This window comes from Roseovarius halotolerans (assembly GCF_900172255.1).
Lineage (GTDB): Bacteria > Pseudomonadota > Alphaproteobacteria > Rhodobacterales > Rhodobacteraceae > Roseovarius > Roseovarius halotolerans.
The window spans coordinates 581,834-608,395 of record NZ_FWFU01000001.1 but is presented as its reverse complement, the minus strand read 5'-3'; the positions used below and the strand labels follow the sequence as shown (position 1 = coordinate 608,395).

The window sequence follows — 26,562 nt, the reverse complement described above, 5'->3', positions numbered from 1 at the left end:
AGCCCGCGCGATCAGTCGGGACGACGATCGGAGTATTGCTGTTCCGTCTGGTAATAGTCATCGAAACCGACCAGCCGCCGCAGCTCATCGAAGGACGAGAGCCTCTCGGGCGGGCGGCCGTCGCGCAGGGCTTCCAGCGCATCCTGCATCGCGCGTATCGCCGCCGACATGAGGGTCAGCGGATAGGCGGCATGATGATAGCCGATCTCGGCCAGCACGCCGGGCGGAAGGATCGGCGTTGCGCCGCCCTCGACCATATTGGCCATTTTCCATCCCGGAAGCTCGGTGCAGATACGGCGCATCTCGGCCTCGTCATGCGGCGCCTCGACGAAAAGGATATCGGCACCCGCGTCGTGGAACGCCTCGGCACGGGCCAGCGCCTCATCAAGCCCGTGACCGTGGCGCGCATCGGTGCGGGCGATGATCAGGATATCATGACCACCGTCGCGGCGCGCGTCATCCGCGGCGCGAATCCGGTTCACCGCCTCGGCGCGATCCACGACCAGCTTGCCCTTGGTGTGGCCACAGCGTTTGGGCGCAAGCTGATCCTCGATCATCACCGCGGCAGCACCCGCGCGGGCATATCCTGTCACCGTGCGGCGCACATTCATCGCGTTGCCATATCCGGTGTCGCCATCGGCCAGCACCGGCAGGCGCGTGGTGGCACAGATATCGCGCACTGCGTCGCGCATCTCGCCATAAGAGATAAGGCCGGTATCGGGCGCACCGATGCGGTGCGCAGAGACAGCGAAACCCGACATGAACATCGCGTCGAACCCGGCATCCTCGATCAGCCGCGCCGACAGCGCATCGCCACAGGATGGCGTGACCAGCAGGCGGCCGCTTTCCAGACGGGCCCGCAGCCTGGCGGCAGGCGTATCAGGCGTTACATGAGCCGTGGCAGCCATAGAACGATATCCTCGATCCAGTAGATGATGAAAACGGTAAGCAGCATCATGGCGACAAATGGCGCTGCGCCGCGTGACACCTCGCCCAGCGTGGCGCGGCCAATGGCCTGGATGACATAGAGGTTCAGCCCCACCGGCGGTGTGATCAGCGCACATTCGACCATCAGCACGAAGAAGATGCCGAACCAGATGGTGTCGATCTCCAGCGTCATCACCGTCCCGGCCAGCACCGGCATCATGATCAGCATCATGGAAAGCGCCTCCATGAAGAGGCCCATGATAAGCAGTGCGATACCCACCGCGATGATGAAGAACCCGATCGTGTCGATATTGGTCGTGATGAAGGTCGACACATCCTGCGGGATGCGCCACAGCGCGATGGCCTTGCCGAATATCTTGGCGCCCGCCACGATCAGCAGGATCGCCGCAGAGGCGCGCATCCCGTCCATCACCGCCTGGCGCAGCCCGGCGAAATCGAGGCTGCGCAGCACCACGAAGGTCAGGATCAGCGCGCCAAGGAACCCGATGGCCGAAGCTTCGGTCGGGGTGAACCATCCGGCATAGATGCCCGCGATGATCAGCGCGGCAAGCGCCATCGTGGGCATGGCCCTGACCCCGGTCGAACGGCGCTCCGCCCAGGTTGCCTTTGGCATCGGGCGATATTTCGACGAGAAGCGCGCATAGAGCATCGAATAGCCGATGAAGAGCGTCATCAGCAGAAGCCCCGGCCCGATCCCTGCCATGAACAGGCTCAGGATCGAGGATTCGGTGATCACGCCATACACGATCAGGATGATCGACGGCGGAATGAGGATACCCAGGGTGCCTCCCGCGGCCAGCAGGCCGAACACGAAAGAACGCGGGTAGCCGCGCTTGGTCATTTCGGGGATGGCGACCGAACCAATGGTGCCTGCGGTGGCCACTGACGAGCCGGAAATGGCCGAGAACAGCCCGCAGGAAATCACCGTCGCCACGGCGAGCCCGCCGGGCCAGTGCCCGACCCAGGCCTGCACCGCGGCAAAAAGATCGCGCCCGACGCCGCCGCGCAGCAGGATATTGGACATCAGCAGGAACAGCGGCACCGCGATCAGGATGAAACTGTCAAGCGAGGACAGCAGCGCGGTCGCGGCGATGCGCGGCGCGAAATCGCCGATAAGCAACAGCCCCACACCCAGCCCGCCAAGGGCGAAGGCCACCGGCACACCGACAAGCAGAAGCACGAACAGTGCGATCAGGATCAGGAAAACGGTCACCAGCGCCTACTCCGGCATATGTGCTTCGGGGGGCAGCGGCGCGCCAAGCGCACAGCGGATGAATTCAAGCGTGGCCTGTAGCGCCAGCAGGGCAAAGGCCAGCGGCACGGCGGTTTGCGCCCACCATGCGGGAATATCCAGCATCGAACCCGAGGATCGCCCGCGCGCATAGGAATTGAGCGGCGCATCCTTGCCGTACCAGACCAGCACGCAGCACAGCGCAATCACGAAGCCCAGCGCAACAAGCCGCGCCGCGCGTTGCGCCGCGGGATTCATCAGCGCGGTCAGGGCGGTGACGCGGATATGCGCATTCTGGCGCAGCAGAGCCGGGGCCGCGAGCAAGGTGGCGAACAGGAACACCAGACGCGACAATTCCTCGGCCCAGATCGTGGGCGCGTTGAAAAAATAGCGCGCGATCACCTCGAATCCGAGCATCAGCCCGATGGCCAGGTAGGCCCAGCCGCAAAGCTGGGCCAGATGGTCGGCGACGCGATCAACCAGGGATGCGAAGGCCTGCATGGATCGTCAGAATTTCTCGGCCGCGTCGAGCAACTGACGGCCAAGATCGCCGGATTCCGCCAGCCAGGCATCGATCACCGGGGCCGAGGCGGCACGCCATGCGGCGATTTCCTCGTCCGAGGGATAGTGGACCTTCATGCCGTTGGCCTCGGCCTGCTTGTAGGCATCGGCCTCGAATTCCGACATGTAATCGCGCACCGCCGTTTCGGCGTTGCGGGCGGCGGTCGTGAGGATGTCGCGCTGCTCGTCGGTCAGCCCGTCCCAGACGTCTTCGTTCACGACCACGATGAACTCGATATCGGCGTTGTTGACGACCGTGATCGCGTCCATCACCTCCCACAGCTTGCGCGACACGACGCCGGACACGCCGGTCATACCGATGTCGACCGTGCCACGCTGATAGGCGAGGAACTGCTCCGAACCGGAAATCAGCGTCGGTGCGCCGCCCAGAACGTTGACCCATTCGCCCAGCCATTTGCCGAAGACGCGGACCTTCTTGCCCTGCATGTCCTCGGGGCCGCTCAGCGGTTCGTCCTTGCTCAGCAGCACCGAGCCGCCATAGGCCTGCCACCACAACACATGCGAACCCGTCTCACGGATCGCATCGTCGATCGGCTGGCGCACGGGCGAGCCGGGCTTTACTGCGGCGCGCACCTTCTCCTCGGAGTTCAGGACAAAGGGCATGTAGAAAAGATCGACCGCCGGGATTTCCCCGACATAGCGGGTCAGCGAGGCGACCCCCATCTCGATCTCGCCCGCGCCCACGGCCTCGGGCACTTCGCTGTCACGATAAAGCTGGGCGCTGTCGTAGATCTCGATCTTCATGTCGGACTTGGCCTCGACCTCCTCCTTGAACATCAGCAGGTTCTGGCCCAAATGGCTGGCAAGCGGCAGTTGCAGCGTGATGCGCAGCGTGGTCTCTGCCACGACAGGTGTCGCGCACAGCATGGCAGCGGCGGCAAGGCCGCCCAAAAGGTGTTTCATGTTTTCCTCCTCCGATGGTTCGCAGTGGTGCTGCGTTACTTTTTGTGCCGCGCTCTCCCCCGCGGTAAGGTTGATGAGAATGCAGGTTTGTTTCACTCTGTCAATCTGGACAACGGCCCTCGCTGGCAGATCGGCTGCCGTGCCCGCGCCGCACGATCGCGTGTGAGGCCGCCGCGACGGCAGGCCGGATTGCTAGCGCTGCTCCATCGCGTTTTCCCATTCGCTCAGGAATGCCCGCCGGTTGAGCGGGTCGAGATAGGCCATCAGTCCCGGCCCCAGGCGGATCGGCCCAAAGCCCGAGCTTTCCCGCGGGCCGGTCTGGCTGAGCGCCGGCAAGGGCCAGTCGCCCGCCTGACTGCGCAGGCCAAGGCCGGCCAGCATGTCGATCATCGCGCCCGCCGCGTCGATCTCCTCTGCCGTCGCGGGCACGATCACGGTGCGCAGCATGACATTGCTGAAATCCTGCATCCTCAGGATCTGCATCCGCCCGCTCCGATCCTCGGCGAGCCGGTCGTCGGCATAGCTGCCCAGCACGTTATAGGCGACGGCCAGACGCCCCTGCGCCACGTCGTCGATCATCTGCGACGAGCAGCAGTAAAGACGCGGCCCGAGGCGGCCCATCACCTCGTTCAGCCGCCAATAGGCATCGCTCGAACGATCCTCCTGCGTTGCGAACAGATAGCCAAGGCCGCTGTCGCGGACGTCATAGGTGCCGACAGCGCCCGAGAACCGCTCGGGGTTGTCGCGCAAGACGGCGATCAGCTCCTGACGCGTCGCGGGCAATTCAAGCCCCTCGAAACGCGCGCTGTTGATGACCACGACCGCCGGTTCGGTGGTGAAGGCGAAGATCAGGTCGCGCCAGCGCGCCCAGTCGGGCAAGGCCTCGGTCGCCGCCGAGCGATACGGGCGCGAAAACCCGTCATTGGCCAGCTGGAACTGCAGGTCCATCGCCGAGGACATCGCCAGGTCGAACGCCGCGCCCGCGCGCATCGCGCGGTGCAGCTCGCTCGACGAGACGACGGTATAGTCGACCGACACGTCCGGGCGCAGGCCCTGAAACGCGGTGACATAGGGCTCGAACACGTTCAGATCCGTGGTCGAGACGATCCGCAGCACGCGCTCGCCCGTGCCCGCATAATGGCGGTGATCCTCGATTTCGATCGCGAATGCCGCCGCCCCCTGCACGATCCCGCAGATCACGCCAAGGGCAAGACCAAGGATACGCATGCGCCCCCCCTTCCGTTCTTGTTGCCGCCCAGTTCCAGCCGCCCGCCATGCGCGCGCAGGACATCCGCCGCGATTGTCAGGCCCAGCCCCGATCCGACGATGCTCTCGGTGTTCTGGCCGCGCCGGAACCGCTCGGTCAGCGCCTCGACCGGCTCATCGCCCAGGCCCGGCCCCTGATCGCGCACCGTCAGACGCGCCTCGTCCCCGGCGCTGGTGATCCGCAGCGACACCGTTGTCTCCTCGGGTGAATACTTTATCGCATTGTCCAGAACGTTGCGGATCGCGTTCTCGATCAGGATAGCATCCCCCGCGATCCGCGCCGGTTCGGTCTCGAGCTTCAACAGGATATCGCGCATCGACGCCGTCGGCTCCATCGCCGCCACGGTCCGCGCCGCCAGATCGGCAAGGTCCAGCGGATCATGCGCAAGATCCTCGGTGCGATAGGCGACCGTCGCATGGTCAAGCAACTGCCCCGCCGAACGCGAGCTTTCGTCGACCGCGCGGATGATCCGGCGCAGACGCTCCTTTTCGGTGTCGCCCTTGGCGCTGCGCAACGCGATCTCGGCCTGCGCGCGCACAGTTGCCAGGGGCGTGCGCACGCGGTGCGCGGCTTCGGCGATGAAATCCTCGGAACGCCGGATCGATTGCCGCAAACGGTCCATCAACCGGTTGAGCGCCGACAGAAGCGGCGCCAGATCGGCGGGCGCAGGGCGCGACAGCGGGCGCAGGTCGGACGGGCCGCGCCGCGACATGGCCGCCGCGATCTCGTTGAGCGGCCGCAGCGACGTGCGCGCAACCAGCGCCGACAGCGCCACGGCCACCAGGAAGAACACGACCGCAAGGATCGCGGCCAGCCATGACAGCTCCGCGGCGATGGCGCCCGCGCCATCGCGGGTCTGGCCGACCGTCACCGTCACCAGAACCGGCCCCTCGCCCGCCAGGACCAGCCGCGCGATCGACGCCATCCGTATCGCCACGCCGCGATAGTCCGCGATGTCGAACACCACCTGTCCCGGCCGTGCCGGGCTGGCGGCGGGCAGATCGTCATAACCTGTGAGAATCTCGTCACCGGCGGTCACGCGATAAAAGACCCGGTCCTCGCTGATCGCGCCCAGCATCGCGAAGGCGGCATAGGGCAGTTCCAGCCGCACCTCGCCCTGTTCGCTGCGCAGCGTCTCGGCGATGGTCGTGACCGATGCGGCAAGCACGTTGTCCTGCGTGCGCTGCGCCCCTTCCCGGGCCAGCCCCGTGACCATGCCCCAGCTCAGCACCGACAACAGCGCGGCCACGCCCGCCAGAAGCAGCGTCAGGCGTTTGCCGATGGATCGGGTTTCGATCATGTCTTTCCGGTCTCGATCCGGTATCCGAGGCCCCGCACCGTCTCGATGCGCAGACCGATGCCCTCAATCCGGCGGCGCAGACGGCCCACATAGACCTCGATGGCGTTCTCGGTGACGCTCGTGTCATAGGAAAACAGCCGGTCCATCAGGTGCGATTTCGACAGGATCTGGCCCTGGTGACGGGCAAAGACCTCAAGCAGGCGTATCTCGCGGTGGCGCAGTTCCACGATCTCGTTTCCGTCGCTCAGGGTTCCGGCCAGCAGGTCGAAGATGACCGGACCAAGCGCGATCTCGTTGCGCGCCGATCCGCCCCGCCGCCGCATCACCGCCCGGCAACGGGCTTCAAGCTCGGCAAAATCGAAGGGCTTGGTGATATAATCATCCGCCCCCTGATCCAGCGCACTCACACGGTCGGCCACCTGGCTGCGGGCGGTCAGGACGATCACCGGCGTTTCCAGGTGGGCGCGGCTGCGCGCGAGGAAATCCCGCCCGTCGCCATCGGGCAGCATCACATCCAGCAGGATGAGATCGTAACCGGCAACGGCAAGACAGTCTTCGGCCCCCGCCAGGGTGGTCGCGTGATCGACGGCATGCCCGTCCAGCACCAGCCGCTTGATGACGGCATCGGCCAGTTCGACATTGTCCTCGACCAGTAGGTATCGCATCGGCCTCCCTCGCTCCCGGTATTGCGGGCCAGCTGATGTGTCAGGGTTCTGTCAGCTTTTCGTGATTAGATGATTTTATGGGCGGTGGAGGATCGCCTGTCAAATGGGAGGACTACCAATGAACCACTCTGGGTGGACCCGCCGCGCGTTGATGGCCGCGGCAGCTGCGACTCTTGCAATGACCGGCATCGCGAAGGCCGATCAGATGATGGACTCCGTCCACTTTCTCATTCCCGGCGGCGCCGGCGGCGGCTGGGACGGCACGGCGCGCGGCACCGGCGAGGCCCTGATGAATGCCGGCCTCGTGGGCACCGCGACCTACGAGAACATGTCGGGCGGCGGCGGCGGCGTGGCGATCGGCAACCTGATCGAGAACGCTGCCAGCAGCCACGGCACGCTGATGGTGAACTCCACGCCCATCGTGATCCGTTCCCTGACCGGCGAGATCGCACAGAGCTTCCGTGACCTGACGCTTGTCGCAGGCACCGTGGGCGACTACGCGGCGCTGGTGGTCACCGCCGACAGCCCGATCAAATCGATGGAAGACGCGCTGGCAATGTATCGCGAAGACCCGCAGGGTTTCGCCATCGGTGGCGGGTCGGTGCCCGGCGGCATGGACCATCTTGTCGCCGCCATCGTGATGCAGGGCGCGGGCGAAGACCCGACCGCCTTCAACTATCTCGGCTATGACGCGGGCGGCGAAGCGATGGCCGGTCTGCTCTCGGGCGAGATCGACGCCCTCTCGACCGGCTTTTCCGAGGCCGTGGCCCTGGCAGATCAGGGCGAAATCCGCATCCTCGGCGTGACCTCCGCCGAGCGCGTCCCCGCCTATGAAGAGGCCCCGACCTTTGTCGAACAGGGCATCGACGCCGAATTCGTCAACTGGCGCGGTTTCTTCGCCGCTCCGAACCTGCCCGAAGAGAAGCTCGCCGCCTATCAGGAGCTTCTGGCCACGATGATGGAAACCCCCGAATGGGAGGCGATCCGCGCCCGCATGGGTCTGGTCAACATCTTCCGCCCCGGCGACGAGTTCAAAACCTTCCTGGAAGCCCAGGAAAGGCAGATCGGCGACCTGATGCGCGACCTCGGCTTCCTCTGAGGCCATCGCCATCCTTCAAACTCATGTCCCGGCCCGTCCTCGGGCCCGGACAGACCTGCTGCTGACAAAAACCTGGAACGGGAGGGAAAAGAATGGCCTTGGATCGCTGGGTCGCGCTGGCCTTTGTCGCATTGTGTTGCGTCTACGGCTATGCCGCCTTCTTCACGATGGACGACCTGTTGCCGCCCATCCTGCAACGCAACCCGGTCTGGCCGTCGACCTTTCCCAAGATCCTGACGGTGCTCGGGCTGGTGGTGGGGCTGATCGTCCTGTTCACGCCCAAGGCGCCGGGCGACGGCGCGCGGGACGGAACGATCGACCTCTCGCGGCTCGGTGACTACCATGTCGGGCAGGCCATCGCCCTGCTCGTGCTGATGGTCATCTACGCCCTCACCCTGCGCCCGCTGGGTTTCGTCGGGGCGACCATCGGCTTTCTGGTAATCGGCTCGCTGCTCCTCGGAGAGCGCAGGTTTCACATCCTGATCCCCGTCGCGGTCATCGCCGCCGGGTCGATCTGGTATCTGGTCCAGGAGGTGCTGGGGATATTCCTGCGCCCCTGGCCCGGTTTTCTGATGTAAGGAAGGGGCAGGACGATGATCGAAGGTCTTCTGATCGGGCTCTCCGCAGCCATTTCTCCGTTCAATCTGATGATGGTCGTCATGGGCTGTGTGGTCGGCACCCTGATCGGGATGCTGCCCGGCCTCGGGCCGATGTCCATCATCGCCATCATGATCCCCGTCGCCATCGGCATCGGCGATCCCACCGCGGCGCTGATCCTGCTTTCGGGGGTCTATTACGGCGCCATCTTCGGTGGCTCCACCTCGTCGATCCTGCTCAATGCGCCGGGGGTCGCGGGCACCGTCGCCACCAGCTTCGATGGCTACCCGATGGCGCGCAAGGGTCAGGCCGGCAAGGCGCTGACCATCGCCGCCATCGCCAGTTTCGCTGGCGGCACCATCGGTGCGATCCTGCTGATGATCTTCGCGCCCGCGCTCTCATCGGTGGCGCTGCTGTTCCACTCGGCGGAATATTTCGCGCTGATGGTGGTGGGCCTTTCCGCCATCGCCGCCTTCGCGGGCACCGGCCAGGTCGCCAAGGCGCTGATGATGACGATCCTCGGACTGATGCTGGGCACCGTGGGCGAAGGCGCGCTCTCGAACACGCCGCGTTTCACCTTCGGGATGATGGACCTGCAGAGCGGCTTCTCCTTCATCACGCTGGCGATGGCGATGTTCGCCCTCCCCGAGGCGCTGTTCCTGGTGATGAACCCGGCGCGCGCCGCCACCGGTGACTCAGGCAAGATCACCGGCATGCGTATCACCGGCGCCGAAGCGCGCAGCATCGCGCCCGTGATCGGGCGGCAATCGGTGCAGGGCTTCTTCATCGGCGTCCTGCCCGGCGCAGGCGCGACCATCGCCTCCTTCCTTGGCTACGCGGTCGAGCGCAACATCGCCAAGGGCGCGGAACAGGCCGAGTTCGGCAAGGGCTCGATCAAGGGGCTCGCCGCACCCGAAACCGCCAACAATGCCGCTTGCACCGGGTCCTTCGTGCCGCTGCTGACCCTGGGCATTCCAGGCTCGGGCACCACGGCGATCCTGCTGGGCGCGCTCCTGGCGCTCAACGTCACGCCGGGGCCGCGGCTCATGATCGACACGCCCGACGTGTTCTGGGCGGTCATCATCTCGATGTATATCGGCAACCTCGTGCTGCTGATCCTGAACCTGCCGCTGATCCCCTATATCGCGAAGATCCTGACGATCCCGCGCACCTTCCTGATCCCGTTCATCCTGTTCTTCACCCTGATGGGCAGCTACCTGGGCCAGAACAATTCGACCGAACTGCTGATCCTGGTGGGCTTCGGCGTGATCGCCACGATCCTGCGCTTTGCCGATTACCCGCTGGCCCCGCTGCTGATCGGGTTCATCCTCGGGGTCATGCTGGAAAACAACTTCGCCCGCGCGATGCAGCTTTACCGGGGCTTCGACTTCGTGCTCGAACGCCCGATGACGCTGGGCCTCCTGGTGCTTGCGGCGCTCCTGGTGATCCTGCCCAGCTTCCGCGCCTATCGCGCGCGCAAACGGGCCGAAGGGGTCGCCGATGGCGACTGAGCCCGGGTCGGCGCAACGCCCGCTTGCCGGGATCCGCGTGCTCGACCTGACCAATGTGCTGGCCGGCCCCTTCGCCTGCCACCAGCTTGCCCATCTGGGCGCAGAGGTGATCAAGGTCGAAGCGGTCGGCGCCGGCGATCTTGCGCGCAACCTCGGCGCCGACCCCGCGCTTTCGGCGCGGGGTATGGGCATCAGTTTCCTGGCGCAGAACGCGGGAAAATCCTCGCTCACGCTGAACCTCAAGGATGCGCGCGGCAAGACGGCGCTGCGGCGGCTCGTGACCACTGCCGATGTGCTGGTCGAGAATTTCCGCCCCGGCGTCATGGATCGGCTGGGCCTTGGCCACAAGACGCTGGCCGCCGACAATCCCCGCCTGATCTACTGCGCCATTTCCGGCTTTGGCCAGGACGGTCCCTGGGCGGACCGCCCCGCCTATGACCAGATCGTGCAGGGGCTTTCCGGCGTCATGTCGATCACCGGCGACGCCGACAGCGCGCCCTTGCGCGTGGGCTATCCGCTCGCCGACACGCTGGGCGGGATCACCGCAGCGATGACGATCTGCGCGGCGCTCAATGCGCCGGAAAGGGGTGGCTTCATCGATGTCTCGATGCTCGATTCGGTGCTGGCCACGATGGGCTGGGTGGTGTCGAACCACCTGATCGGCGGGGTCGATCCGGCACCGCATGGCAACGAAAACCCCACGTCCGCACCCTCCGGCACGTTTCAATGCGCCGACGGGCTGCTGAATATCGCCGCCAACAAGGATGAACAGTGGCACGCGCTCGCGCATCACCTGGGGCGCGCCGATCTTCTCGATGCGCCCGCCTATGCCAGCCGCGAGGCGCGCAAGCGCAACCGCCTGCGCCTCAAGGCCGAACTGGAAACCGTGCTGACGACCCGCTGCGCAAAGGACTGGGCGCAGGAGCTGAACGCCATCGGCGTGCCGGTCGGCGAAGTGATGCGCGTGCCGGACATCCTTGCGCATCCGCAGGTGGCGGACCGCGCCTTTCTGGGGCGGTTCGAGGACGTGCCCGGCATCGGCGGTGCGATTGACGTCGTGCGCATCGGCGCGATGATCGACGGGCAGCGCCCCTCGGTGACCACGCCGCCGCCCACCCTTGGCGCAGATAGTGATGCCATCCTGAGCGAATTGGGCTATAGCGCCGATGAGATCGAGGAATTGCGCGCGGAGGGAGTGATTTGAGCGGCGGAAAGGACGTGGCCGACTGGTGGCGCACCGAAATCATCGACATGGAGCCGGGCCGCATCCACCTGCGCGGCCGCCCCGTGCAGGATCTGATCGGCACCACCGGTTTCGCCCCGATGATCTGGCTCATGGTCACCGGACAGACCATCGAAGGCCCGCGCGCCGACCTCTTCGAGGCCGCTCTCGTCGCGGCGGTGGATCACGGGCCGCAAGCGCCCTCCATCGCCGCTGCGCGCATGGCCGCGACCTGCGGGGTAGGCCTGCAATCGGCGATGGCGACGGGGCTGAACATGCTGGGCGATGTGCATGGCGGCGCGGGCGAACAGGCGGTGATGCTTTATGATGCGGCGCTTGCGGCTGGCCCCGGCGACGCGGCATTGGGCGATGCGCTTGATCGCTGGCGGGCCGATCACGGGCGCTACCTGCCCGGCTTCGGCCACCGCTTTCACAAACCCGTCGATCCGCGCGCACCGCGCCTTCTGGCACTGGTGGACGCGGCCGTCGAGGCGGGCGCGGTCGCGGGCGCCCATGCAAGGATCGCCCGCGCCATCGAGGCCCATCTCGCCGCCGAGCGCGGCGCGCCGGTGCCGATGAATATCGACGGGGCCACGGCGGTGATCTACGCCGAACTCGGCTGCCCCGCCCCGCTGGCGCGCGGCTTTTTCGGCCTCTCGCGCTCGGTCGGGATATTGGCGCATTCCTGGGAACAGATGCAGCAGGGCGGGCGCAACAAGGGGCCGACCCCGCCGCATTATCGCTGGACCTATGATGGCGATTGACCCCGAATGGAAAGAGGCGCTTCCGACCTTCGTGATCGGCGCGGCCGGCGCGGCGCTGTTCTGGCTGATCGGCTTTCCCGCGGCGGTGCTGACCGGGCCCGCGGCCGCGGTGACGCTGGCAACGATCCTGGGCGTCAGAACCGCGATCCCGCCGCTCCTGCGTGACGGGGTGTTCCTGATCCTCGGCATCACCATCGGCAGCACCGTCACCCCCGAGGTCATCGACACCGCCCTGACCTGGCCCCTGTCGCTGGTTGTCCTCAGCCTCACGCTCTTCGTGGCGCTGATCCTGTCACGGACGATCCTGATGCGTGTATTCGGCTTTGACCGGATGACCGCGCTCATGTCCGCCACACCCGGCCATCTCAGCTATGTCCTCAGCATCGCCACCGACCTCACCGCCGATATCCGCCGGGTCGCCCTGGTGCAGACCGTTCGGGTTCTGCTCCTGACGCTGCTGGTGCCCGTGCTGGTCTCGCTCTGGGGGGTCGAGGGGCGCTCGCGGCTTGTCGATCCCGGCGCGATCGCGCCCATCGCGCTGGCGCTGGTCTTTCTCCTGGCAATCGTCGCGGGTCTGCTGCTCAAGCGGCTGAATGTGCCCGCGCCGCTCCTGATCGGGGCAATGACCGTGTCCGCCATCAGCCACGGCGCCAATGTGACGCCGGGGTCGCCCCCCTCCTGGCTCACGTCGCTGGCCTTCATCTGCATGGGCGCGCTCATCGGCTCGCGGTTTCGCGGATTTGCCCGCCGCGAGTTCACCGCCGCCCTTTCGGCGGGGCTCGTGACCACATTGATGACCTGCGCCGTGGCGGCGCTCGGGGCCATGGTGGCGGCGCGGCTGGTCGGCCTGTCGCCCGCGGCCCTATTGCTGGCCTTCGCGCCCGGCGGGGTCGAAGTGATGGCCGCGCTCGCCGTCGAAACTGGGCTCGAACCGACGCTCGTCGCCGCGCATCACGTCTTTCGGCTTCTGCTCCTCGGCGTTTTCATCCCGGTGCTCGTGATGCGCAACCGCGCGCTCTGATCGCGCGCGCCGCCCCCAAAGGCAGCTTATTCCTCGCGAAAGGCCTGTTTGATCTGATCGCTTAGCGGCTTCACGAGATAACTCAGAACGGTTCGGTCGGTGGTCCTGATATGGGCCTCGACGGGCATGCCGGGCAGCAGATCCAGATCCCCCAGCCGCGCCAGTTCCCCTTCGCTCACCGTGACGCTGACCCGGAAAAACGCCTGCCCCGTCACCCCGTCCTTCACCGATGCCGGGGAAATGTCGGCAACCGTGCCCTGCAATTCCGGCGTTCTGCGCTGGTTGAACGCGGGAAAGCGCAGCATCGCGGGCTGGCCCGGATAGACCTGATCGACCGAGCCGGGGCTGATCCGGGTGCGAAACGCCACCCCCTCGCCCACCGGCACGATCTGCAACAGCGTCTCGCCGGGGCGCACGACGCCGCCGATGGTCGTGACCTGCATCTCGTGGATCCGCCCCGAATTGGGCGCGCGCAGATATACGCGTTCAAGCTGCTTGCGGGTGGCGGCGATCTGCTGGCGGATTTCCCCGATCGCGACGGTGACCTCGCGCAGTTCGCTCACCACGTCTTCCTTGATCTGGCGCTCGTCCTGAAGCGTCTCAAGCTCCGTATCGCGGATCGCGTTCTGGATACGGGCCAGTTCGGACCTGTGCTCGGCGATCTGCCCCAGCAGGTCGGCCTCACCGCGTTGCAGGCCCAGCAACTGGCTGGCGCGGGCAAGCCCCTTTTCCGAAAGGGTGGTCATCGCCCGGATTTCCTGCCCGATCAGCGCCAGTTGCCGGGTCTTCGCTTCGATCAGCGCGCCGACCCCTTGCGACTGGTTCCCGAACTGGCGGATCTTCTCGGCCAGCTGTTCCTTGCGCCCCGCCTCCAGATCCCGCCGCGCGATGAATATTTCCTGCTGCCCCCGGCGATGCACGCCCGTGTCGATCCCCTCGAGAGCCGGATCGGGCGGCGCGAAGGTGATCTGCGCGCCCCCGCCCTGTTCGGCAATCAGGCGGTCACGGGTGGCCAGAGCATCGGACAGACGCGCGCGGTAGATCTCCAGCCTCGCCCTCGGCAGCGTCTCATCGAGACGCAGCAATGGCTGCCCCTTCCCGACGAACGCGCCGTCGCTCACGAAAATCTCCTCGACGATGCCGCCATCGAGATGCTGGATCGATTTCGGCTTGCCGATCACCTCGACCTGGCCCGGCGCGATGACCGCGCCGGAAATCCGCGTCGCCGCGGCCCAGCAGGCGACCCCCGCGAACATGACCAGACACGCCACAACCCCAAGACGCCCGCTGCCGCCCAGGCCGGTTCTGAGAATGGGGCCGTCGGTCCCGGTAACGACCCAAGGCGATGGCGCGCTCGACATGATGTCAGACCTTTTCAACGCTGTCCCGGCGCGGCCGGGTGGCGCGTTGCAGCACCTTCTCCTTGGGGCCGAACTCGGCGACGCGCCCGCCATGCAGCACCAGCACCTTGTTGACCGCTTCGATGGCGCTTGGCCGATGTGCCATGACCACCACGGTGCAGCCATGCCCGCGCAGGGCGATGATGGCCTGTGCCAGCGCCTCGTCGCCGCTGGCGTCCAGGTTGGAATTGGGCTCGTCCAGCACCACGTAGCGCGGCATCCCGTAGACCGCGCGCGCCAGCCCGATCCGCTGAACCTGACCGCCCGAAAACGGTGCATGATCATGCCCCAGTTCGGTGGCATAGCCATCGGGCAGTCGCAGCACCATGTCATGCACCCCGGCCAGCCGCGCGGCGGCGATCACCGCCGCGTCATCGGCCTCGGGGTCGAAACGCGCGATATTGTCCCGGATCGTGCCCGCCAGCAGTTCGAGACGCTGGGACAGATAGCCGATGTGACGGCCAAGCGCCGCGTCCTCCCATTGCTCCGGCGTCGCGCCGTCGATGCGCAGCTCGCCCGCATCCGGGCGCCAGGCCCCGACCAATATGCGCGCAAGGCTCGATTTGCCGCTGCCCGAAGGGCCGATCACCCCGACAGCATCGCCGGGCGCCAGACGGAACGATACCTGATCGAGGATCGGCGCGCGCGCGCCGCCCCTTCCGCCGGGCGCGAACTTGGTGACGGCCCTGACCTCAAGCCGCCCCTTGGGCGCGGGCAGTTGCATGGCGGCGCGCGCACCGGGCGCCGCGTCAAAGAGGGCGGCCAGACGCCCGTGCGCCTCGCGGGCGCGCACGATGCTGCGCCATTGCCCGATCACCATATCGACCGGCGCCAGCGCCCGCCCCGCGATGATCGAGACCGCCACGATCATCCCGGCCGAAATCTCCTGTTGCAGGGCCAGGTAACCGCCCAGCCCCAGAAGCGCCGATTGCAGCGCCAGCCGGAACGCCCTGGACCCGGCGGCGAACGCCTCGCCCCGGTCGCCCCCCACCTGCCCCACGGCCAGCCCCGCGCGATGCATCTCGGCCCAGCGTGCGGTCACGCGCCCGCTCATGCCCAGAGGAACGATCGCCTCGGCATTGCGGCGCGACTGATCGGCAAGAAAGCTCTCGGCGCTGTCCATCTGCATGGCGCGGGCATGATGCGCACGGGTGGCCCATTGGTTGAGCAGCGCCAGCACGGTCACGATCCCCAACCCCGCCAGCGCCAGAAAGCCAAGCCAAGGATGGATCAGGAACACCACCGCCATGTAGAACGGGATCCAGGGCGTATCGAACAGCCCCAGCATCGCGGGACTCGGCAAAAACCCCCGCACCACCGCCAGATCATTGAGCGGCCGCCCCGTCCCCGGCCTCGGGCGCAGCCCCGAGCGCAGCCACAGGTCATGCAGCGGCTGGCCGACATACTGATCAAGGCGATAGGCCGCGCGCGACAACAGCCGCCTGCGCAGAAAATCGTAAAGCCCCAGAAAGATGAACAGCGCCAGCACGATCACGAACAGCGCCTGCAACGTCGCCACAGACCCGCTCGACAATACCCGGTCATAAACCTGAAGCATGAACATCGGGCCGGTCAGCATCAGCAGGTTCACCGCCGCACTGAAAAGGCCCGCCATGACAAGCCCGCCACGTAGCCGCCGCAGCGCGCTGCGATAGAGGTTTTCCCGATCCGGCACAGCGCCCGGTTGCACCATTCAACACGTCCTTTCGGCGTATCCTGCCTCGGTTTGACCGGGTTTGACGGTCCGCGTCCGGCCCACGGTCGAAACCCCCGGTTTCTTCCCAGCCGCAGGTCACACACCATCCCGGTTGTCTTGTCGTCACCGGTCCCGCTCGCTCAGGCCCCCTTCGCGGAATCTGTCGCGCACGGGTAAGCGCGCGCAGCGCATAGCTATCGCGAAAGCATGAACCAATCGCTAATCCTCAGCGAGAAAGACTGCCCGGTATGGCGTCAGGCAATAACCGCTTCGCCATCGCTCAGGTGCAACGACGCCGCGCCCGGATTTCCGGGCGCGGCGCGGCAGTGCCATCGTTCTTGTGAATGCAATGCCCGACGCCCGGTATGTCCCCGGCGTCAGGCCCCTGTCATCAGCGCGTACCCGCGCCCGGCCCGTCTGCGCGGAAATAGACGATCACGCCGCCCGCATCGCCGCCATCGGCATCCGCCTCGTTGACAAGTTGCTGACGCGGAATGCGCACCACCGGCGCGCGCGCCTCGTCGCCTGCGCGCCAAGCGCGCCCGGTCACCACGCAATCGGCGGCAAGCCCGCCGTAATCGGCCGCCGGTGCCACCTCGCGCATGAAGCCAAGTCCGCGCAGCACCGTTTCGCTCCCGATCGACACCGACCCGGTGCCCAGAAGCTGCGGTTCCACCATCTTGGTCAGGATCGATTGCTGACGGCTTTTCGCCCAGACGCCACAGACCATCGTGCGCCCCTCGTAGTTGCGCATATCCGCCGCCACGGTGATCCCGCCGCCGGTCGAATAGCTGCCCCCGCCCAGTGCCGGGTTATCGCCCAGCCGGGCCACCACTTCGGGGCCGGGGGAAACGCATCCCGCCATCAACCCAAGACAAGCTACTGAAATCGCTTTGACAAATCTCATTTTCCGCCACTCCTCATGTCATCGGCAGGCCGCACCGGCTCTTGCCCCGATCAACCGCGCGCGGCGAATGCCTCGGTTTCCGCCAACAGCTCGGGATAGAACTTCTCGAGCGTCGGCAGGAACGCCTCGCGCAGGCGTGCCACCTGCGCCGGGGTCAGGTCCTCGCGCCATGCGCCCGCCTGCCCCTTGGCGAAAAAGCTCTGCATTCCCTTGGGCTTTTCGGTGAAACCAAGCGTCGTCTCCTGCGCCTTCATCGCCTCAAAGCTAGTGGACTTCACCGCATAGGCAAGTTTGGGTTTGTCCACTTTCACGCGCAGGAATTTTTCCAGCAGCGCCCGGGCCGTCGGCGCGGGCCGCGCCCGCAGATCCTCATAGCGCACCACATGAAGCGGCAATCCGGGCGCCTCGGTCCATGCGCGCACATGGTCGTCCCAGCGCCCCAGCGCATCATAGATGCCCTGATGCGCGCCCGTGACCGTAGCGACATCGCACATCTTCTCGATCGCCGTATCCACGTCCACCGCCTGATGGCGCGCGAATGACGGCGCCACGTCGAACGGGTTGCGCATCATGTAGATCGCCGCCGCCGTGACCTCGGCCGGGATCAGTTGCTGGCCCAGAAACACCGACGCCTGGCAATGAGTCTTGACGAAATGATGGTCCGGTTTCGATCCCGCGATCAGGCGCAGCACCTTGGGGCGCAGGCGCACCCAGTCCTCGACACTGCCCCCCTGATAGGCGCCGCCCGACGCCGCATCAAAGAAATCCTTGCGCGTATCGCCCGTGGTGAACTGCCGCAAGTTATTGATATCCGGCGCTTTTCCCTTGGGCATGAAATAATGCGCCAACAGGCTGCGAATCCATGTGTTGCCCGATTTGGGATAGGAGGCCAGCCAGATGATGCGCCGCAGATCACTCATCGAGATACCCGTGATATTTCATTGTTGCGTGGTTGGCGGTGCGGATCTGCTCGGCCAGTTCGGGGGCCAGCTCGTCTTTCCAATGACCGCTGCCGCCCTTGGTGAAAAAGCTCTCGCTGGCGGCGGGACGCTCGATGAAACCGCCGGCCTCTTCCTGCTTCTTCACTTCCTTGAAGCTCGCAAAGCGGATCGCCCGGCGCAGGCGCTCGACATCAACATCCATTCCGAAATGCTTGATAACCTTTGAAAATTCCCCTTCGGGATCGGCCAGCAAATCCTCGTAGCGCAGCACCAGCACCGGAAAGGGCTGCTTGCGCGTCCAGCTACGCACATGATCCGACCATGTGCCCAGGAAACTGATCACCGTCTCTGCATCCGGCAGCAGCGCGTTATCCTTGTGACAGATCGCATGGGCGGCGCGCTCGGGCGTCATGTTGTAATGGCGCGCATAGGACAGCACCATGTCCAGCGGATTTCGGATGATATAGATCGCCGAGCGCGTGTATTGCGGCGGAATCAGCTCCACACCGCGCGCGCCCTTGCAGATATTGTGGGTCTTCACGAGGTTCACATCGGCATTATTGCCGGAAATTCCGCGCAGCACCTTGTCACGCAGCTGCAATGTCTGGGCGACATTCTTCGTGTCGATCCTCTGCCGGGCCACGATCTCGTAGGTCTTGGCGATGGAATCGCCCATGCCGAACCGCTTGACCTCGTTGATCGGCACCGGGGTCTCGGCATTACTCAGGTAATTGGCCAGGAAAATGCGCGTCCACGTGTTGCCCGACTTGGGATAGGAGGCAAGCCAGACGATATTCTTCTTCATCGCGCAAATGTCCCTGGATTTTCATCAAAAACGCTTGCTGCGGATACAACAACGGGGAGGGGATGTATATCCCCTCCCCGCCGACTAAGTTCAAGCCGAAGCTTAGAAGCTCAGGTTGATCGAGGTACCGACGATGGTTGCGTCGATGTCGGCATTGAGAACGCCGCCCAGATCTTGGTTCTCGGCATAAACGGCCCAGATGTCCCAGCTGACGCCTGCACCCAGTTCACGCGAACCGGCCAGTTTGTAGGCGTTGTATTCCTGGTCCTGGAAGCCTGCACCGAAGTCGATCTTGCCCTGGAAGCCGGTCAGACCGATCGACCACGGACCGTCGAGGTCGTAGGTTGCACCAAGGCTCCAGCCTTCCTGGTCGCCAACACCGCCAACGGCGCCGTTGTCGTTTTCGGCATAGTGACCGCCAACGGTGAATGCACCGAAGCCGACCTGTGCGCCGATACCCCAGGTTTCGGGATCCGAAACGCCGACGATGTTCGAGTTACCGGTACCCCAGCGGGCGCCGATGGTCACGTCGGTGGAACCGAAGGACTGGCTGTAGCGAACACCGATGTCGAAGATATCGGTCAGCGCCACGGCGTTACGGTCGAAGGCACCTGCGTTCGATGCGTTCGTGTTGTTTGCCGGGGCATACGACACACCAACGGTCAGGCCGTTGAAGCTCGGCGTGAAGTAGCTCACGCGCTGAACGTCGTTGTTGCCGCCAACTTCAGTCCAGGGCGAACCTGCAGCCTGACGGAAGGCATGTGCGATCGGAGCGAAGCCCGAAACCGATGCCGACATGATTGCGAACGAACCAACACCCGGTGCGCCAACCATCGACTTGTAACCGGCCGAGTTCTCGCCGCCCAGCTCGATACGACCGAACGAGTCGCTGCTGATGGTGATGTAGGACTCGTCGATGCCGTCGACACCGCCGCCGCCATTCTGAGCTTCCATCTGGACGTTGAGACCGAAGGTCAGGCCGTTGTCGAGCGTAACGGACGGGGTGAAGATGATCTCACCGTCGCCGACGATGCCCATGCCGTCGAAGTCTTGGGTGGGGGCGATGACGCCGGCACCGCTGACGTCAGCGAAACCAACGTGCGTGTTGTAATAGCCGCCCCAGTCCAGGTTCCATTCCTGGGCTGCTGCGGGCGCAGCTGCGACGCCGAGAGCGATCGCGCTGGTGCAGAGAAGATGCTTTTTCAAGGTGTCCCTCCATAAAGCAGGAAGTTTCATGTTCCACCGACCCTGACTTGGATGCGGCTTGGAGATGAAATGCGGCAAACACCCCCTGAGTGTCAACGAACCCGCCAAGACGGGGGTGGTTGTTGTCGGAGCTGTGACGTTTAAACCACACACTCCGCGGCGCCCCCCTCGGGAAATTGCGTGAAAACACTTAAGATCGCGATTTTCCGTTCCATGTCACAGCCTTCGCGCCTGCCCGGCGCGATACCGCCATGCCACACGCTACCGGGCGCGCCGCCCGCGTCGCCCCGGCCGATTCACCACGATTCCGGCCCCGGCGCGCCCTCCTGCGCGCCCTCCTGGGCCTCTGTTCGCGGCATGGTCATGTCGCCTTTCGCCCTTTGCTCGCGCCGCCCTCACGCCAGCCACCGCCACGGCGCCAGCCCGCAACCATCGCCCCTCGCCGCCTCCCGGCGTGAAAATCCGCCCTGTCCTAGCGGATTGAAATTCAAGGCAAAATTTATTCCCTGAAAGAAACACGCTTTATTTTCAGGCGTAAGGCGCGGATAAAACGCCGAAATTTACGAAAAGATTTCTCGAATCCCGCGCCTTTGGTGTAACATCGGTCCTGTCAATAAACCAAATTTGACCCAAAATCCCAGACCGGGGCAAACCTCGGCCATCTCAAACAGTCCAACGGGAGGACAGCTGAATGGATACCGATATCGGCGCGCTGACGGTGATCTTCACCGAGTTTTACTACTGGGTGACGGTGCCGCTCATGTTCCTGATTCACGTCGGCTTCTGCATGTATGAAGTCGGCGCCACTCGTCACAAGAACCACGTTCACACCCTGATGAAGAACACCATGCTGATTCCGCTGGTGACCGTCACCTTCTTCTTCTTCGGATGGTGGATCTACTTCGCCTTCCCCAACGGGCCGGGAATCACCGGCGGGCTGACACAGTCTGACAACGCCGTCCCCTGGGGCGAGCTGATGGGCACCCATCTGGGCGGCCCCGGCGTCAATCAGGGCGAGGCCGTCGGCTATGGTGCAGAACTTGGCAACCCCTTCTGGGCGCGACTCAACGGCGTGTTCTGGGCAGCCTTCCTCCTGTTCAGCTGGACAGCGGCCTCGATCGTCTCGGGGGCGACCATCGAACGCATCCGCCCCTCGGCCTTCTGGATCCTTGCGGTCGTGATCGGCTCGTTCACCTGGATCATCGACGCCGCATGGGGCTGGCACCCGGATGGCTGGATGGTCACGCAGCTCGGCTATCACGATGCCTATGCATCCGGGGTGATCCACGCCATCGCGGGCGGTTTCGCGCTTGGCGTGATCTGCGTGCTCGGGCCACGGATCGGCAAATTCGCACCCGATGGCACGCCGCGCAACATCAACCCCCACAACAAGTGGCTGGTGACGATCGGTCTGTTCCTGATCTATTGCGGCTTCTGGGGCTTCTATGTCGCCTGCAACGTGCCGATCATCGGATCGGGCGCTATCGGCGCCGCCGAAGGCACCTTTACCGCAACCACGATCTACCTCACGCCAACCACGCTCTCGGCCATCGTGTTCAACTTCCTGATGTCGCTTTCGGGCGGGATGCTGGCGGGCTACGTGGTGTCGCGCGGCGAAGCCTTCTGGACCTATTCCTGCGGTCTGGCAGGGGTCATCACCGCCTCGGCGGGGAACGACCTCTATCACCCCATCCAGGCGATGCTGATCGGCGGCGTCGGCGCGGTCTGCGCCTACAAGCTGCACTTCTGGGTCGAGCGCCGGTTCAAGATCGACGATCCGGTCGGCGCGGTCGCGGTGCATGGCTATGCCGGCTTCATCGGTCTGGTGATCTGCGGCTTCGTGCTCTGGGGTCATCCGGCGACGGCGGGCTACCATGCCGAAACGGCGGTCATCACGCCCTGGGGCCAGTTCATCGGCGCCTGCATCATGGCCATCGTGCTGGGCTTCATCCCCGCCTTCATCGTGTCCAAGATCCTCGCCGCCTTCGGCATGCTGCGCGTTCCGCCAGCGGTCGAGCTGGTGGGCCTCGACATGAGCGAAGAGCTGCGTGAAGAGGCCGACGCGATCGAGGTCTCCCAGGCCGACATCGACGAGGCCAAGCGCCTCGGACTGCTGACATAAGGAGGTAACGACATGTCTACCACAATCGTCGAAAGCTGGTCCGGCGCGGACCTCAGCCAACTCGGCCCGATCTACCCGATGGTGGGAACGGAAATGATCCTTTTCATTATCGGGCTGGCGTTCTGGCTTGCCTTCCATGTCATGCAGGCACGCATCGAACAAAAGGAGATGGAGGAAGACGAAGCCGCCGCGCGCAGCAGCGAACGGCTCCAGCGGGTCTTTGAGGCGGAAGCCCGCGAATAGGCCCCGCCATCGCCAACCCCTTGCCCCGGCACGCTCCGGGGCAAGGGCACCGGGCTCTCCGCGCGCCCTTCAAGCGCCGAATCTTCCCCTTCTGTACAGACCTGATCGCCAGCAAGCCGATTTCGGTACAAAACCCGCGTACAAACCGGACGTTTTGTACGTTGGAATCTCTCAGCGCGCCTGCCAGTTCTCGACCCTGTCCACCCAGTGCCGGTAATAGACATCCGCCGCGCGCAGGAAATGCGGCTTCTCGAACTGGTGCAGAAAATGCTTTTTGAACAAGGTGTTGGCATAGGCGGTCTCGCCCCTCGGGTCGCCCATCGCCTGATAGGCCGCCTTCGCGCCCAGATAGGGCGCCATCACCGTCCCCGACCCCGAGAATCCCATCGCATAGAAAATCCCGTCGCGCTCCCCAACCTGCGGCATGTGGTTGAAGCTGAATCCCGTAAACCCATACCACGCATGGGAAATTTTGACGTCATTAAGCTCGGGCCAGATGCCGCACATGGTCTGCCGCAGGCGTTCTGCACCCCGTTCCAGCCTTGTATCCCACATCGAGGCCCGCCCCCCGAACAGCACCCGTTTGCCGTCCGGCGAGATCCGATAATAACTGTGCCGCGCCCTCGTCTCGACCATCATCCGCCGCCCCGGCGCGATGTGACCAATCAGATTCGAGGGCAGTTCCTCGGTCGCGATCATGAAGCTCGGCAGCGGAAAAACACGCGAAATAAACCAGTTAAAGGGTTTCGTCGTGTAACCGTTGGTGGCCAGGATCACCTTTTCCGCGTCCACTGTGCCCTTCGCGCTCTGCACTCTGAACCGCCCCGCGATCCGTTCAAGGCCCGACACGGCGGCATGCGCGACCACCGGAATTCCGCGCCGGCGCACCGCCTCCAGCAATCCCTTGTGAAACTTCGCCGGATGGATCGCCCCATGCTCCGGAAATAGCATCCCCCCATGATACCGGTCCGTGGAAATCTCTTGTTTCACGGCATCGCGATCCAGGATCTTGACCGCCACGTCGCTCTTTTCCTCGACGCTTTTTGCCAATCTTTTCTGATTGTTGGCATGTTCCGGCGTCCATGCCAGCTGGATCCGGCCCGTTTGCTGAAAATCGCAGTCGATGCCCTCGGCTTTGATCAGCGCACGCACCCAGTTCATGGCCGGGTTGGCCTCGGCAAAGACCGCATCCGCGGTCTCGGCCCCGAACCGCCCCGCCAGATCGTCCCAGCCCAACCGCGGATGCGCCCCGAACATCCCGCCATTGCGCGTCGACGCACCCTGCCCCGGCACACCGGCCTCCAGCACCAGAACCTGCGCTCCGGCATCATGCGCGGCGATCGCGGCCGAAAGGCCGGTATAGCCCGCACCGATGACCAGGATATCGCAACTATCTGAAATATCGTCAGAATCACCGGAGGGCGGCGCCGCCTCCCACCACCAAGGGTGTCCGAGTTCAGCCTCGCCCGTCCAGTTCTTCATCGATCCATTCCCATGCCTGGCCCCGGCTATCCTCCGTAGACCAGCCGTGGCAACCAGGTGATAATCTGCGGGAACAACATGCAAAGCGCAAGGCCCACCACCTGCAGGAACAGGAACGGCAGCGCCGATTTGAAAATGTCGCTCATCGGGATTTCCGCGGGTGCCACCCCACGCAGGTAGAACAGCGCATAGCCGAAGGGCGGCGAAAGGAAGCTCATCTGCATGTTCACAAGGTAAAGAACCCCGAACCACAGTACCAGGTCGGTTTCCGAACCCAGCCCGAAGGCCTGCGCACCAAGCGCCTTGATGATCGGCACGAAGATCGGCACCGCCAGCAGCAGGATGCCCACCCAGTCAAGGAACATGCCAAGCGCGATCAGAATGATCTGCATCAGCAGCAGAATCCCCCACGGCCCAAGACCCAGCCCGGTCATCGTGCTTTCCACGAATTGCTGACCGCCTTCGAGCACGTAAAGCCCGACGAAGATGGTCGCACCGAACATGATCCAGATCACCATCGCGCTGGCCTTCAATGTGGTCAGACAGGCCTCGCGCACGGTCGCCCATGTCAGCTTGCGATGGATCGCGGCCACGATGAAGGCCCCGAACGTGCCGATGCCCGCCGCCTCGACCGGGGTCGCGATGCCCGCGAAGATCACCCCCAGAACCACGGCGATCAGCGTCAACGGCGCCGCCATGTTACCAAGAAGGCGCAACTTTTCGGCATTGCTGACGCGCTCCTCCACCGGGATGGGCGGCCCCTTGGCCGGATCGACATAGCACATGGTCATGACATACAGGATATACATGCCAGACAGCAGCAGCCCCGGCAGGACCGCCCCGATAAAGAGCTCGCCCACCGATTGTTCGGCCACCACGGCATAGATGATCGCAAGGATCGAGGGCGGGATGAGAATGCCCAATGTGCCGCCCGCCATGATCGAACCCATCGCGATCTTCGGATCGTAATCGCGCGCGAGCATCGCCGGCAGTGCGATGATTCCCATCGTCACGACGGCCGCGCCGATCACACCGACCATTGCCGCCAGGATCGTCGAGGCGATGATCGTGGCCGCTGCAAGCCCGCCTTTCACCCCGCCGAGCAGCTTGTAGATCACGTCGAACATCTCGTTGATGATCCCAGCCCGTTCAAGCATGGCCGCGAGGAAGATGAAGAGCGGAATCGCCGATAGCTGGTAATTCGTCATCAGCGGAAAGATCCGCGACGGAACGATATTGAGCGTTCGTGAATCCCCGAGGATGAACAGGAACACACAGGCCAGCCCGCCGGTCACGAAGGCAAGCGGAAGCCCCGCCATCAGCAGCACCATGAGGCTGCCGAACATGAGCACCGTCAGCCAGCCGATTTCGATTTCGATACCCATGAATCAGGCTCCCTGAAGGCTTTGACGGATGGCGACGATATCGCGAGCCAGCTTGGCGATCCCCTGAAGGATCAACAGCACCGCGCCGACGACGATCGCCCATTTGAACGGCCAATAGGCGATGGTCCATTCCGAGAAGGACACTTCATGCACGCGCGTGGCGTCCATCGCAAAGATCCAGCCCGTGGCCAGAAGCGTGCCCGCGAAGATGAAGAAGAAGATCGAGGTGAACAGATCGACCACCGCCTTTCGCAGCGGCGACCACGCGGCATAGAACACATCGACCTTCACATGCGCATCGGTCAGCGCCGCATAGGCGCCCGCGATCAGGTATTGCATGCCGAACATCAGATACATGCCCTCATGCACCCAGATCGAGGGCGAGTTGAACACGTAGCGCGCCACCACCTCGAAGTAATAGGCAAAGACCGCGATCACGGCCCAGTACGCCACGAACTCGCCGGCATAAAAGGACAGCCTGTCGATCGCGCCGGTCCATCCGGTTCCGACATGGGCCAGATCGCCCTTGGGAACCTCATGCTCGTATTCCTCGAGCCGGTTCGCCGCCGCATCCTCGATCCCGGCAAGACTTTCCGGAGCATCGGGTTGCGCTTCGGCCTCTTCACGGGCCAAACGCTGGCGTGCCTTGCGCACCATCCCGGGCAGCAGCACCGCATCAAGCACGACGAGCGCGCAGATCAGCAGAAAGGCATAGAATGCCACGTCCGACCAGAAGGTGCGCCCCTGCATGGCGGCCTCGAGCGCCGGTCGGGCCTCTTCGAGCTCGGCTCGTTTCTCTTCCAGCCGGGCCGCTTCGGTTTCCAGCGTCGTCTGTGCCTTTTCAAGCGTTCGCTCTGCGCGGATCTGCGCAAGGCTGCCCTCTTCCGCCTCGGCCAGATCGGCCTGCAACTTGGCGATCCGGGCGTCTGCCCCATCGACCTGCGGCTCGAGGCGCGCGATCACCCGCTCGGCGCTGGAGACCACATTCGCCGCCTGCGAATGGATCTCGCGCGCATCACGCCCCTGGGCGTTGGCGAACAAGATGACAAAGAAGATCGGGATGAACAGCAATCCCCAGAAATTGCGCAGATAGAGCCGGTGCAGCCCGAGAAGGCCACCGGTGACAAGGATCATGTAGCCGATCGGGAGCGAGTAGCTGCCGCTTGTCGACCTCCGCGCCATGAACATGGCGAATAGCGGAAAGACGATCAGCGTGCCCCAATACAGCCAGTGCGGCAGAATGAAGTTGATGCTGGGCATTGTGA

At 64.6% G+C, this 26,562-nt stretch carries 24 protein-coding genes; 8 read left to right on the top strand and 16 right to left on the bottom strand.

The annotated features are described in order from the left end of the window. Positions 1-11: 11 nt before the first annotated feature. From ROH8110_RS02970 to ROH8110_RS02940, 7 genes are all read right to left on the bottom strand, one after another. Positions 12-908: an isocitrate lyase/PEP mutase family protein gene (locus ROH8110_RS02970; RefSeq protein ID WP_085816276.1), complete on the bottom strand. Its 897-nt coding sequence runs from the start codon at positions 906-908 to the stop codon at positions 12-14. Next, the gene (locus ROH8110_RS02965; protein ID WP_085816275.1) at positions 887-2,161 is read right to left on the bottom strand and encodes a TRAP transporter large permease; all 1,275 of its coding nucleotides are present in this window, start codon (positions 2,159-2,161) and stop codon (positions 887-889) included. Before ROH8110_RS02965 ends, ROH8110_RS02970 begins: the two co-directional genes overlap by 22 nt. 6 nt (positions 2,162-2,167) lie before the next feature. Beyond that, positions 2,168-2,680 carry a TRAP transporter small permease gene (locus ROH8110_RS02960; protein ID WP_085816274.1) on the bottom strand — a complete coding sequence of 171 codons (513 nt, stop codon included), beginning with the start codon at positions 2,678-2,680 and terminating at the stop codon, positions 2,168-2,170. 6 nt (positions 2,681-2,686) lie between these two features. Beyond that, positions 2,687-3,664, bottom strand: coding sequence for a TRAP transporter substrate-binding protein (locus ROH8110_RS02955; RefSeq protein ID WP_085816273.1), 978 nt, complete (start codon positions 3,662-3,664; stop codon positions 2,687-2,689). Between the two features lie 192 nt (positions 3,665-3,856). Beyond that, positions 3,857-4,891: an ABC transporter substrate-binding protein gene (locus ROH8110_RS02950; RefSeq protein WP_085816272.1), complete on the bottom strand. Its 1,035-nt coding sequence runs from the start codon at positions 4,889-4,891 to the stop codon at positions 3,857-3,859. Beyond that, positions 4,861-6,231: a sensor histidine kinase gene (locus ROH8110_RS02945; protein ID WP_085816271.1), complete on the bottom strand. Its 1,371-nt coding sequence runs from the start codon at positions 6,229-6,231 to the stop codon at positions 4,861-4,863. The genes ROH8110_RS02950 and ROH8110_RS02945 overlap by 31 nt, the downstream gene beginning before the upstream one ends. Continuing rightward, complete coding sequence (locus ROH8110_RS02940) at positions 6,228-6,896, bottom strand: response regulator transcription factor (protein ID WP_085816270.1); 669 nt, start codon at positions 6,894-6,896, stop codon at positions 6,228-6,230. Before ROH8110_RS02940 ends, ROH8110_RS02945 begins: the two co-directional genes overlap by 4 nt. A gap of 118 nt (positions 6,897-7,014) precedes the next feature. Between ROH8110_RS02940 and ROH8110_RS02935 the strand changes: the two genes are divergently transcribed. The 6 genes from ROH8110_RS02935 to ROH8110_RS02910 all read left to right on the top strand — a co-directional run bounded on the left by ROH8110_RS02935 (position 7,015) and on the right by ROH8110_RS02910 (position 13,110). After that, complete coding sequence (locus ROH8110_RS02935) at positions 7,015-7,995, top strand: tripartite tricarboxylate transporter substrate binding protein (RefSeq protein WP_085816269.1); 981 nt, start codon at positions 7,015-7,017, stop codon at positions 7,993-7,995. A gap of 92 nt (positions 7,996-8,087) precedes the next feature. Then, complete coding sequence (locus ROH8110_RS02930) at positions 8,088-8,573, top strand: tripartite tricarboxylate transporter TctB family protein (protein WP_085816268.1); 486 nt, start codon at positions 8,088-8,090, stop codon at positions 8,571-8,573. A 15-nt stretch (positions 8,574-8,588) separates the two neighbouring features. Continuing rightward, positions 8,589-10,103 (top strand): tripartite tricarboxylate transporter permease, encoded by a 1,515-nt coding sequence (locus ROH8110_RS02925; protein ID WP_085816267.1) that lies wholly within the window; start codon positions 8,589-8,591, stop codon positions 10,101-10,103. Next, positions 10,093-11,307: a CaiB/BaiF CoA transferase family protein gene (locus tag ROH8110_RS02920; RefSeq protein ID WP_085816266.1), complete on the top strand. Its 1,215-nt coding sequence runs from the start codon at positions 10,093-10,095 to the stop codon at positions 11,305-11,307. The genes ROH8110_RS02925 and ROH8110_RS02920 overlap by 11 nt, the downstream gene beginning before the upstream one ends. A gap of 47 nt (positions 11,308-11,354) precedes the next feature. After that, a complete protein-coding gene (locus ROH8110_RS02915; RefSeq protein ID WP_370738113.1) occupies positions 11,355-12,089 on the top strand; it encodes a citryl-CoA lyase in 735 nt (244 codons plus the stop codon). Further along, on the top strand, positions 12,079-13,110 hold the full coding sequence (locus ROH8110_RS02910) for an AbrB family transcriptional regulator (protein WP_176236579.1): 1,032 nt from the start codon (positions 12,079-12,081) through the stop codon (positions 13,108-13,110). Before ROH8110_RS02915 ends, ROH8110_RS02910 begins: the two co-directional genes overlap by 11 nt. A gap of 26 nt (positions 13,111-13,136) precedes the next feature. On the opposite strand, the gene ROH8110_RS02905 is transcribed toward ROH8110_RS02910, so the two are convergent. The 6 genes from ROH8110_RS02905 to ROH8110_RS02880 all read right to left on the bottom strand — a co-directional run bounded on the left by ROH8110_RS02905 (position 13,137) and on the right by ROH8110_RS02880 (position 20,065). Next, positions 13,137-14,471: an HlyD family type I secretion periplasmic adaptor subunit gene (locus ROH8110_RS02905; protein WP_170156448.1), complete on the bottom strand. Its 1,335-nt coding sequence runs from the start codon at positions 14,469-14,471 to the stop codon at positions 13,137-13,139. Positions 14,472-14,475: 4 nt separating this feature from the next. Beyond that, positions 14,476-16,203, bottom strand: coding sequence for a type I secretion system permease/ATPase (locus tag ROH8110_RS02900; protein ID WP_085816262.1), 1,728 nt, complete (start codon positions 16,201-16,203; stop codon positions 14,476-14,478). 394 nt (positions 16,204-16,597) lie between these two features. Further along, complete coding sequence (locus ROH8110_RS02895) at positions 16,598-17,113, bottom strand: hypothetical protein (protein ID WP_085816261.1); 516 nt, start codon at positions 17,111-17,113, stop codon at positions 16,598-16,600. Between the two features lie 50 nt (positions 17,114-17,163). Then, positions 17,164-18,033, bottom strand: coding sequence for a sulfotransferase domain-containing protein (locus tag ROH8110_RS02890; protein WP_085816260.1), 870 nt, complete (start codon positions 18,031-18,033; stop codon positions 17,164-17,166). Continuing rightward, positions 18,026-18,859, bottom strand: a complete 834-nt coding sequence (locus tag ROH8110_RS02885; protein ID WP_085816259.1) for a sulfotransferase domain-containing protein — start codon at positions 18,857-18,859, stop codon at positions 18,026-18,028. The genes ROH8110_RS02890 and ROH8110_RS02885 overlap by 8 nt, the downstream gene beginning before the upstream one ends. 102 nt (positions 18,860-18,961) lie before the next feature. Beyond that, a complete protein-coding gene (locus ROH8110_RS02880; RefSeq protein ID WP_245962761.1) occupies positions 18,962-20,065 on the bottom strand; it encodes a porin in 1,104 nt (367 codons plus the stop codon). A gap of 691 nt (positions 20,066-20,756) precedes the next feature. On the opposite strand from ROH8110_RS02880, the gene ROH8110_RS02875 reads away from it, so the two are divergent. Next, on the top strand, positions 20,757-22,187 hold the full coding sequence (locus ROH8110_RS02875; protein WP_085816257.1) for an ammonium transporter: 1,431 nt from the start codon (positions 20,757-20,759) through the stop codon (positions 22,185-22,187). 12 nt (positions 22,188-22,199) lie between these two features. Then, positions 22,200-22,430, top strand: coding sequence for a hypothetical protein (locus ROH8110_RS02870; protein WP_085816256.1), 231 nt, complete (start codon positions 22,200-22,202; stop codon positions 22,428-22,430). Positions 22,431-22,601: 171 nt separating this feature from the next. On the opposite strand, the gene ROH8110_RS02865 is transcribed toward ROH8110_RS02870, so the two are convergent. From ROH8110_RS02865 to ROH8110_RS02855, 3 genes are read right to left on the bottom strand one after another with little or no spacing between them, the layout of a single operon-like run. Next, the gene (locus tag ROH8110_RS02865; RefSeq protein WP_085816255.1) at positions 22,602-23,912 is read right to left on the bottom strand and encodes an NAD(P)/FAD-dependent oxidoreductase; all 1,311 of its coding nucleotides are present in this window, start codon (positions 23,910-23,912) and stop codon (positions 22,602-22,604) included. Between the two features lie 26 nt (positions 23,913-23,938). After that, complete coding sequence (locus tag ROH8110_RS02860) at positions 23,939-25,297, bottom strand: TRAP transporter large permease (RefSeq protein ID WP_085816254.1); 1,359 nt, start codon at positions 25,295-25,297, stop codon at positions 23,939-23,941. Positions 25,298-25,300: 3 nt separating this feature from the next. After that, positions 25,301-26,557, bottom strand: a complete 1,257-nt coding sequence (locus tag ROH8110_RS02855) for a TRAP transporter small permease subunit (protein ID WP_085816253.1) — start codon at positions 26,555-26,557, stop codon at positions 25,301-25,303. Between the last annotated feature and the right edge of the window lie 5 nt (positions 26,558-26,562).

What these genes read in the sequence shown, in the direction of transcription:
- ROH8110_RS02970 (WP_085816276.1), bottom strand. Translation starts at nt 908, where the DNA reads ATGGCTGCCACGGCTCATGTAACGCCTGATACGCCTGCCGCCAGGCTG.
- ROH8110_RS02960 (WP_085816274.1), bottom strand. Translation starts at nt 2,680, where the DNA reads ATGCAGGCCTTCGCATCCCTGGTTGATCGCGTCGCCGACCATCTGGCC.
- ROH8110_RS02955 (WP_085816273.1), bottom strand. Translation starts at nt 3,664, where the DNA reads ATGAAACACCTTTTGGGCGGCCTTGCCGCCGCTGCCATGCTGTGCGCG.
- ROH8110_RS02950 (WP_085816272.1), bottom strand. Translation starts at nt 4,891, where the DNA reads ATGCGTATCCTTGGTCTTGCCCTTGGCGTGATCTGCGGGATCGTGCAG.
- ROH8110_RS02945 (WP_085816271.1), bottom strand. Translation starts at nt 6,231, where the DNA reads ATGATCGAAACCCGATCCATCGGCAAACGCCTGACGCTGCTTCTGGCG.
- ROH8110_RS02940 (WP_085816270.1), bottom strand. Translation starts at nt 6,896, where the DNA reads ATGCGATACCTACTGGTCGAGGACAATGTCGAACTGGCCGATGCCGTC.
- ROH8110_RS02935 (WP_085816269.1), top strand. Translation starts at nt 7,015, where the DNA reads ATGAACCACTCTGGGTGGACCCGCCGCGCGTTGATGGCCGCGGCAGCT.
- ROH8110_RS02930 (WP_085816268.1), top strand. Translation starts at nt 8,088, where the DNA reads ATGGCCTTGGATCGCTGGGTCGCGCTGGCCTTTGTCGCATTGTGTTGC.
- ROH8110_RS02925 (WP_085816267.1), top strand. Translation starts at nt 8,589, where the DNA reads ATGATCGAAGGTCTTCTGATCGGGCTCTCCGCAGCCATTTCTCCGTTC.
- ROH8110_RS02920 (WP_085816266.1), top strand. Translation starts at nt 10,093, where the DNA reads ATGGCGACTGAGCCCGGGTCGGCGCAACGCCCGCTTGCCGGGATCCGC.
- ROH8110_RS02915 (WP_370738113.1), top strand. Translation starts at nt 11,355, where the DNA reads ATGGAGCCGGGCCGCATCCACCTGCGCGGCCGCCCCGTGCAGGATCTG.
- ROH8110_RS02910 (WP_176236579.1), top strand. Translation starts at nt 12,079, where the DNA reads ATGGCGATTGACCCCGAATGGAAAGAGGCGCTTCCGACCTTCGTGATC.
- ROH8110_RS02905 (WP_170156448.1), bottom strand. Translation starts at nt 14,471, where the DNA reads ATGTCGAGCGCGCCATCGCCTTGGGTCGTTACCGGGACCGACGGCCCC.
- ROH8110_RS02900 (WP_085816262.1), bottom strand. Translation starts at nt 16,203, where the DNA reads ATGGTGCAACCGGGCGCTGTGCCGGATCGGGAAAACCTCTATCGCAGC.
- ROH8110_RS02895 (WP_085816261.1), bottom strand. Translation starts at nt 17,113, where the DNA reads ATGAGATTTGTCAAAGCGATTTCAGTAGCTTGTCTTGGGTTGATGGCG.
- ROH8110_RS02890 (WP_085816260.1), bottom strand. Translation starts at nt 18,033, where the DNA reads ATGAGTGATCTGCGGCGCATCATCTGGCTGGCCTCCTATCCCAAATCG.
- ROH8110_RS02885 (WP_085816259.1), bottom strand. Translation starts at nt 18,859, where the DNA reads ATGAAGAAGAATATCGTCTGGCTTGCCTCCTATCCCAAGTCGGGCAAC.
- ROH8110_RS02875 (WP_085816257.1), top strand. Translation starts at nt 20,757, where the DNA reads ATGGATACCGATATCGGCGCGCTGACGGTGATCTTCACCGAGTTTTAC.
- ROH8110_RS02870 (WP_085816256.1), top strand. Translation starts at nt 22,200, where the DNA reads ATGTCTACCACAATCGTCGAAAGCTGGTCCGGCGCGGACCTCAGCCAA.
- ROH8110_RS02865 (WP_085816255.1), bottom strand. Translation starts at nt 23,912, where the DNA reads ATGAAGAACTGGACGGGCGAGGCTGAACTCGGACACCCTTGGTGGTGG.
- ROH8110_RS02860 (WP_085816254.1), bottom strand. Translation starts at nt 25,297, where the DNA reads ATGGGTATCGAAATCGAAATCGGCTGGCTGACGGTGCTCATGTTCGGC.
- ROH8110_RS02855 (WP_085816253.1), bottom strand. Translation starts at nt 26,557, where the DNA reads ATGCCCAGCATCAACTTCATTCTGCCGCACTGGCTGTATTGGGGCACG.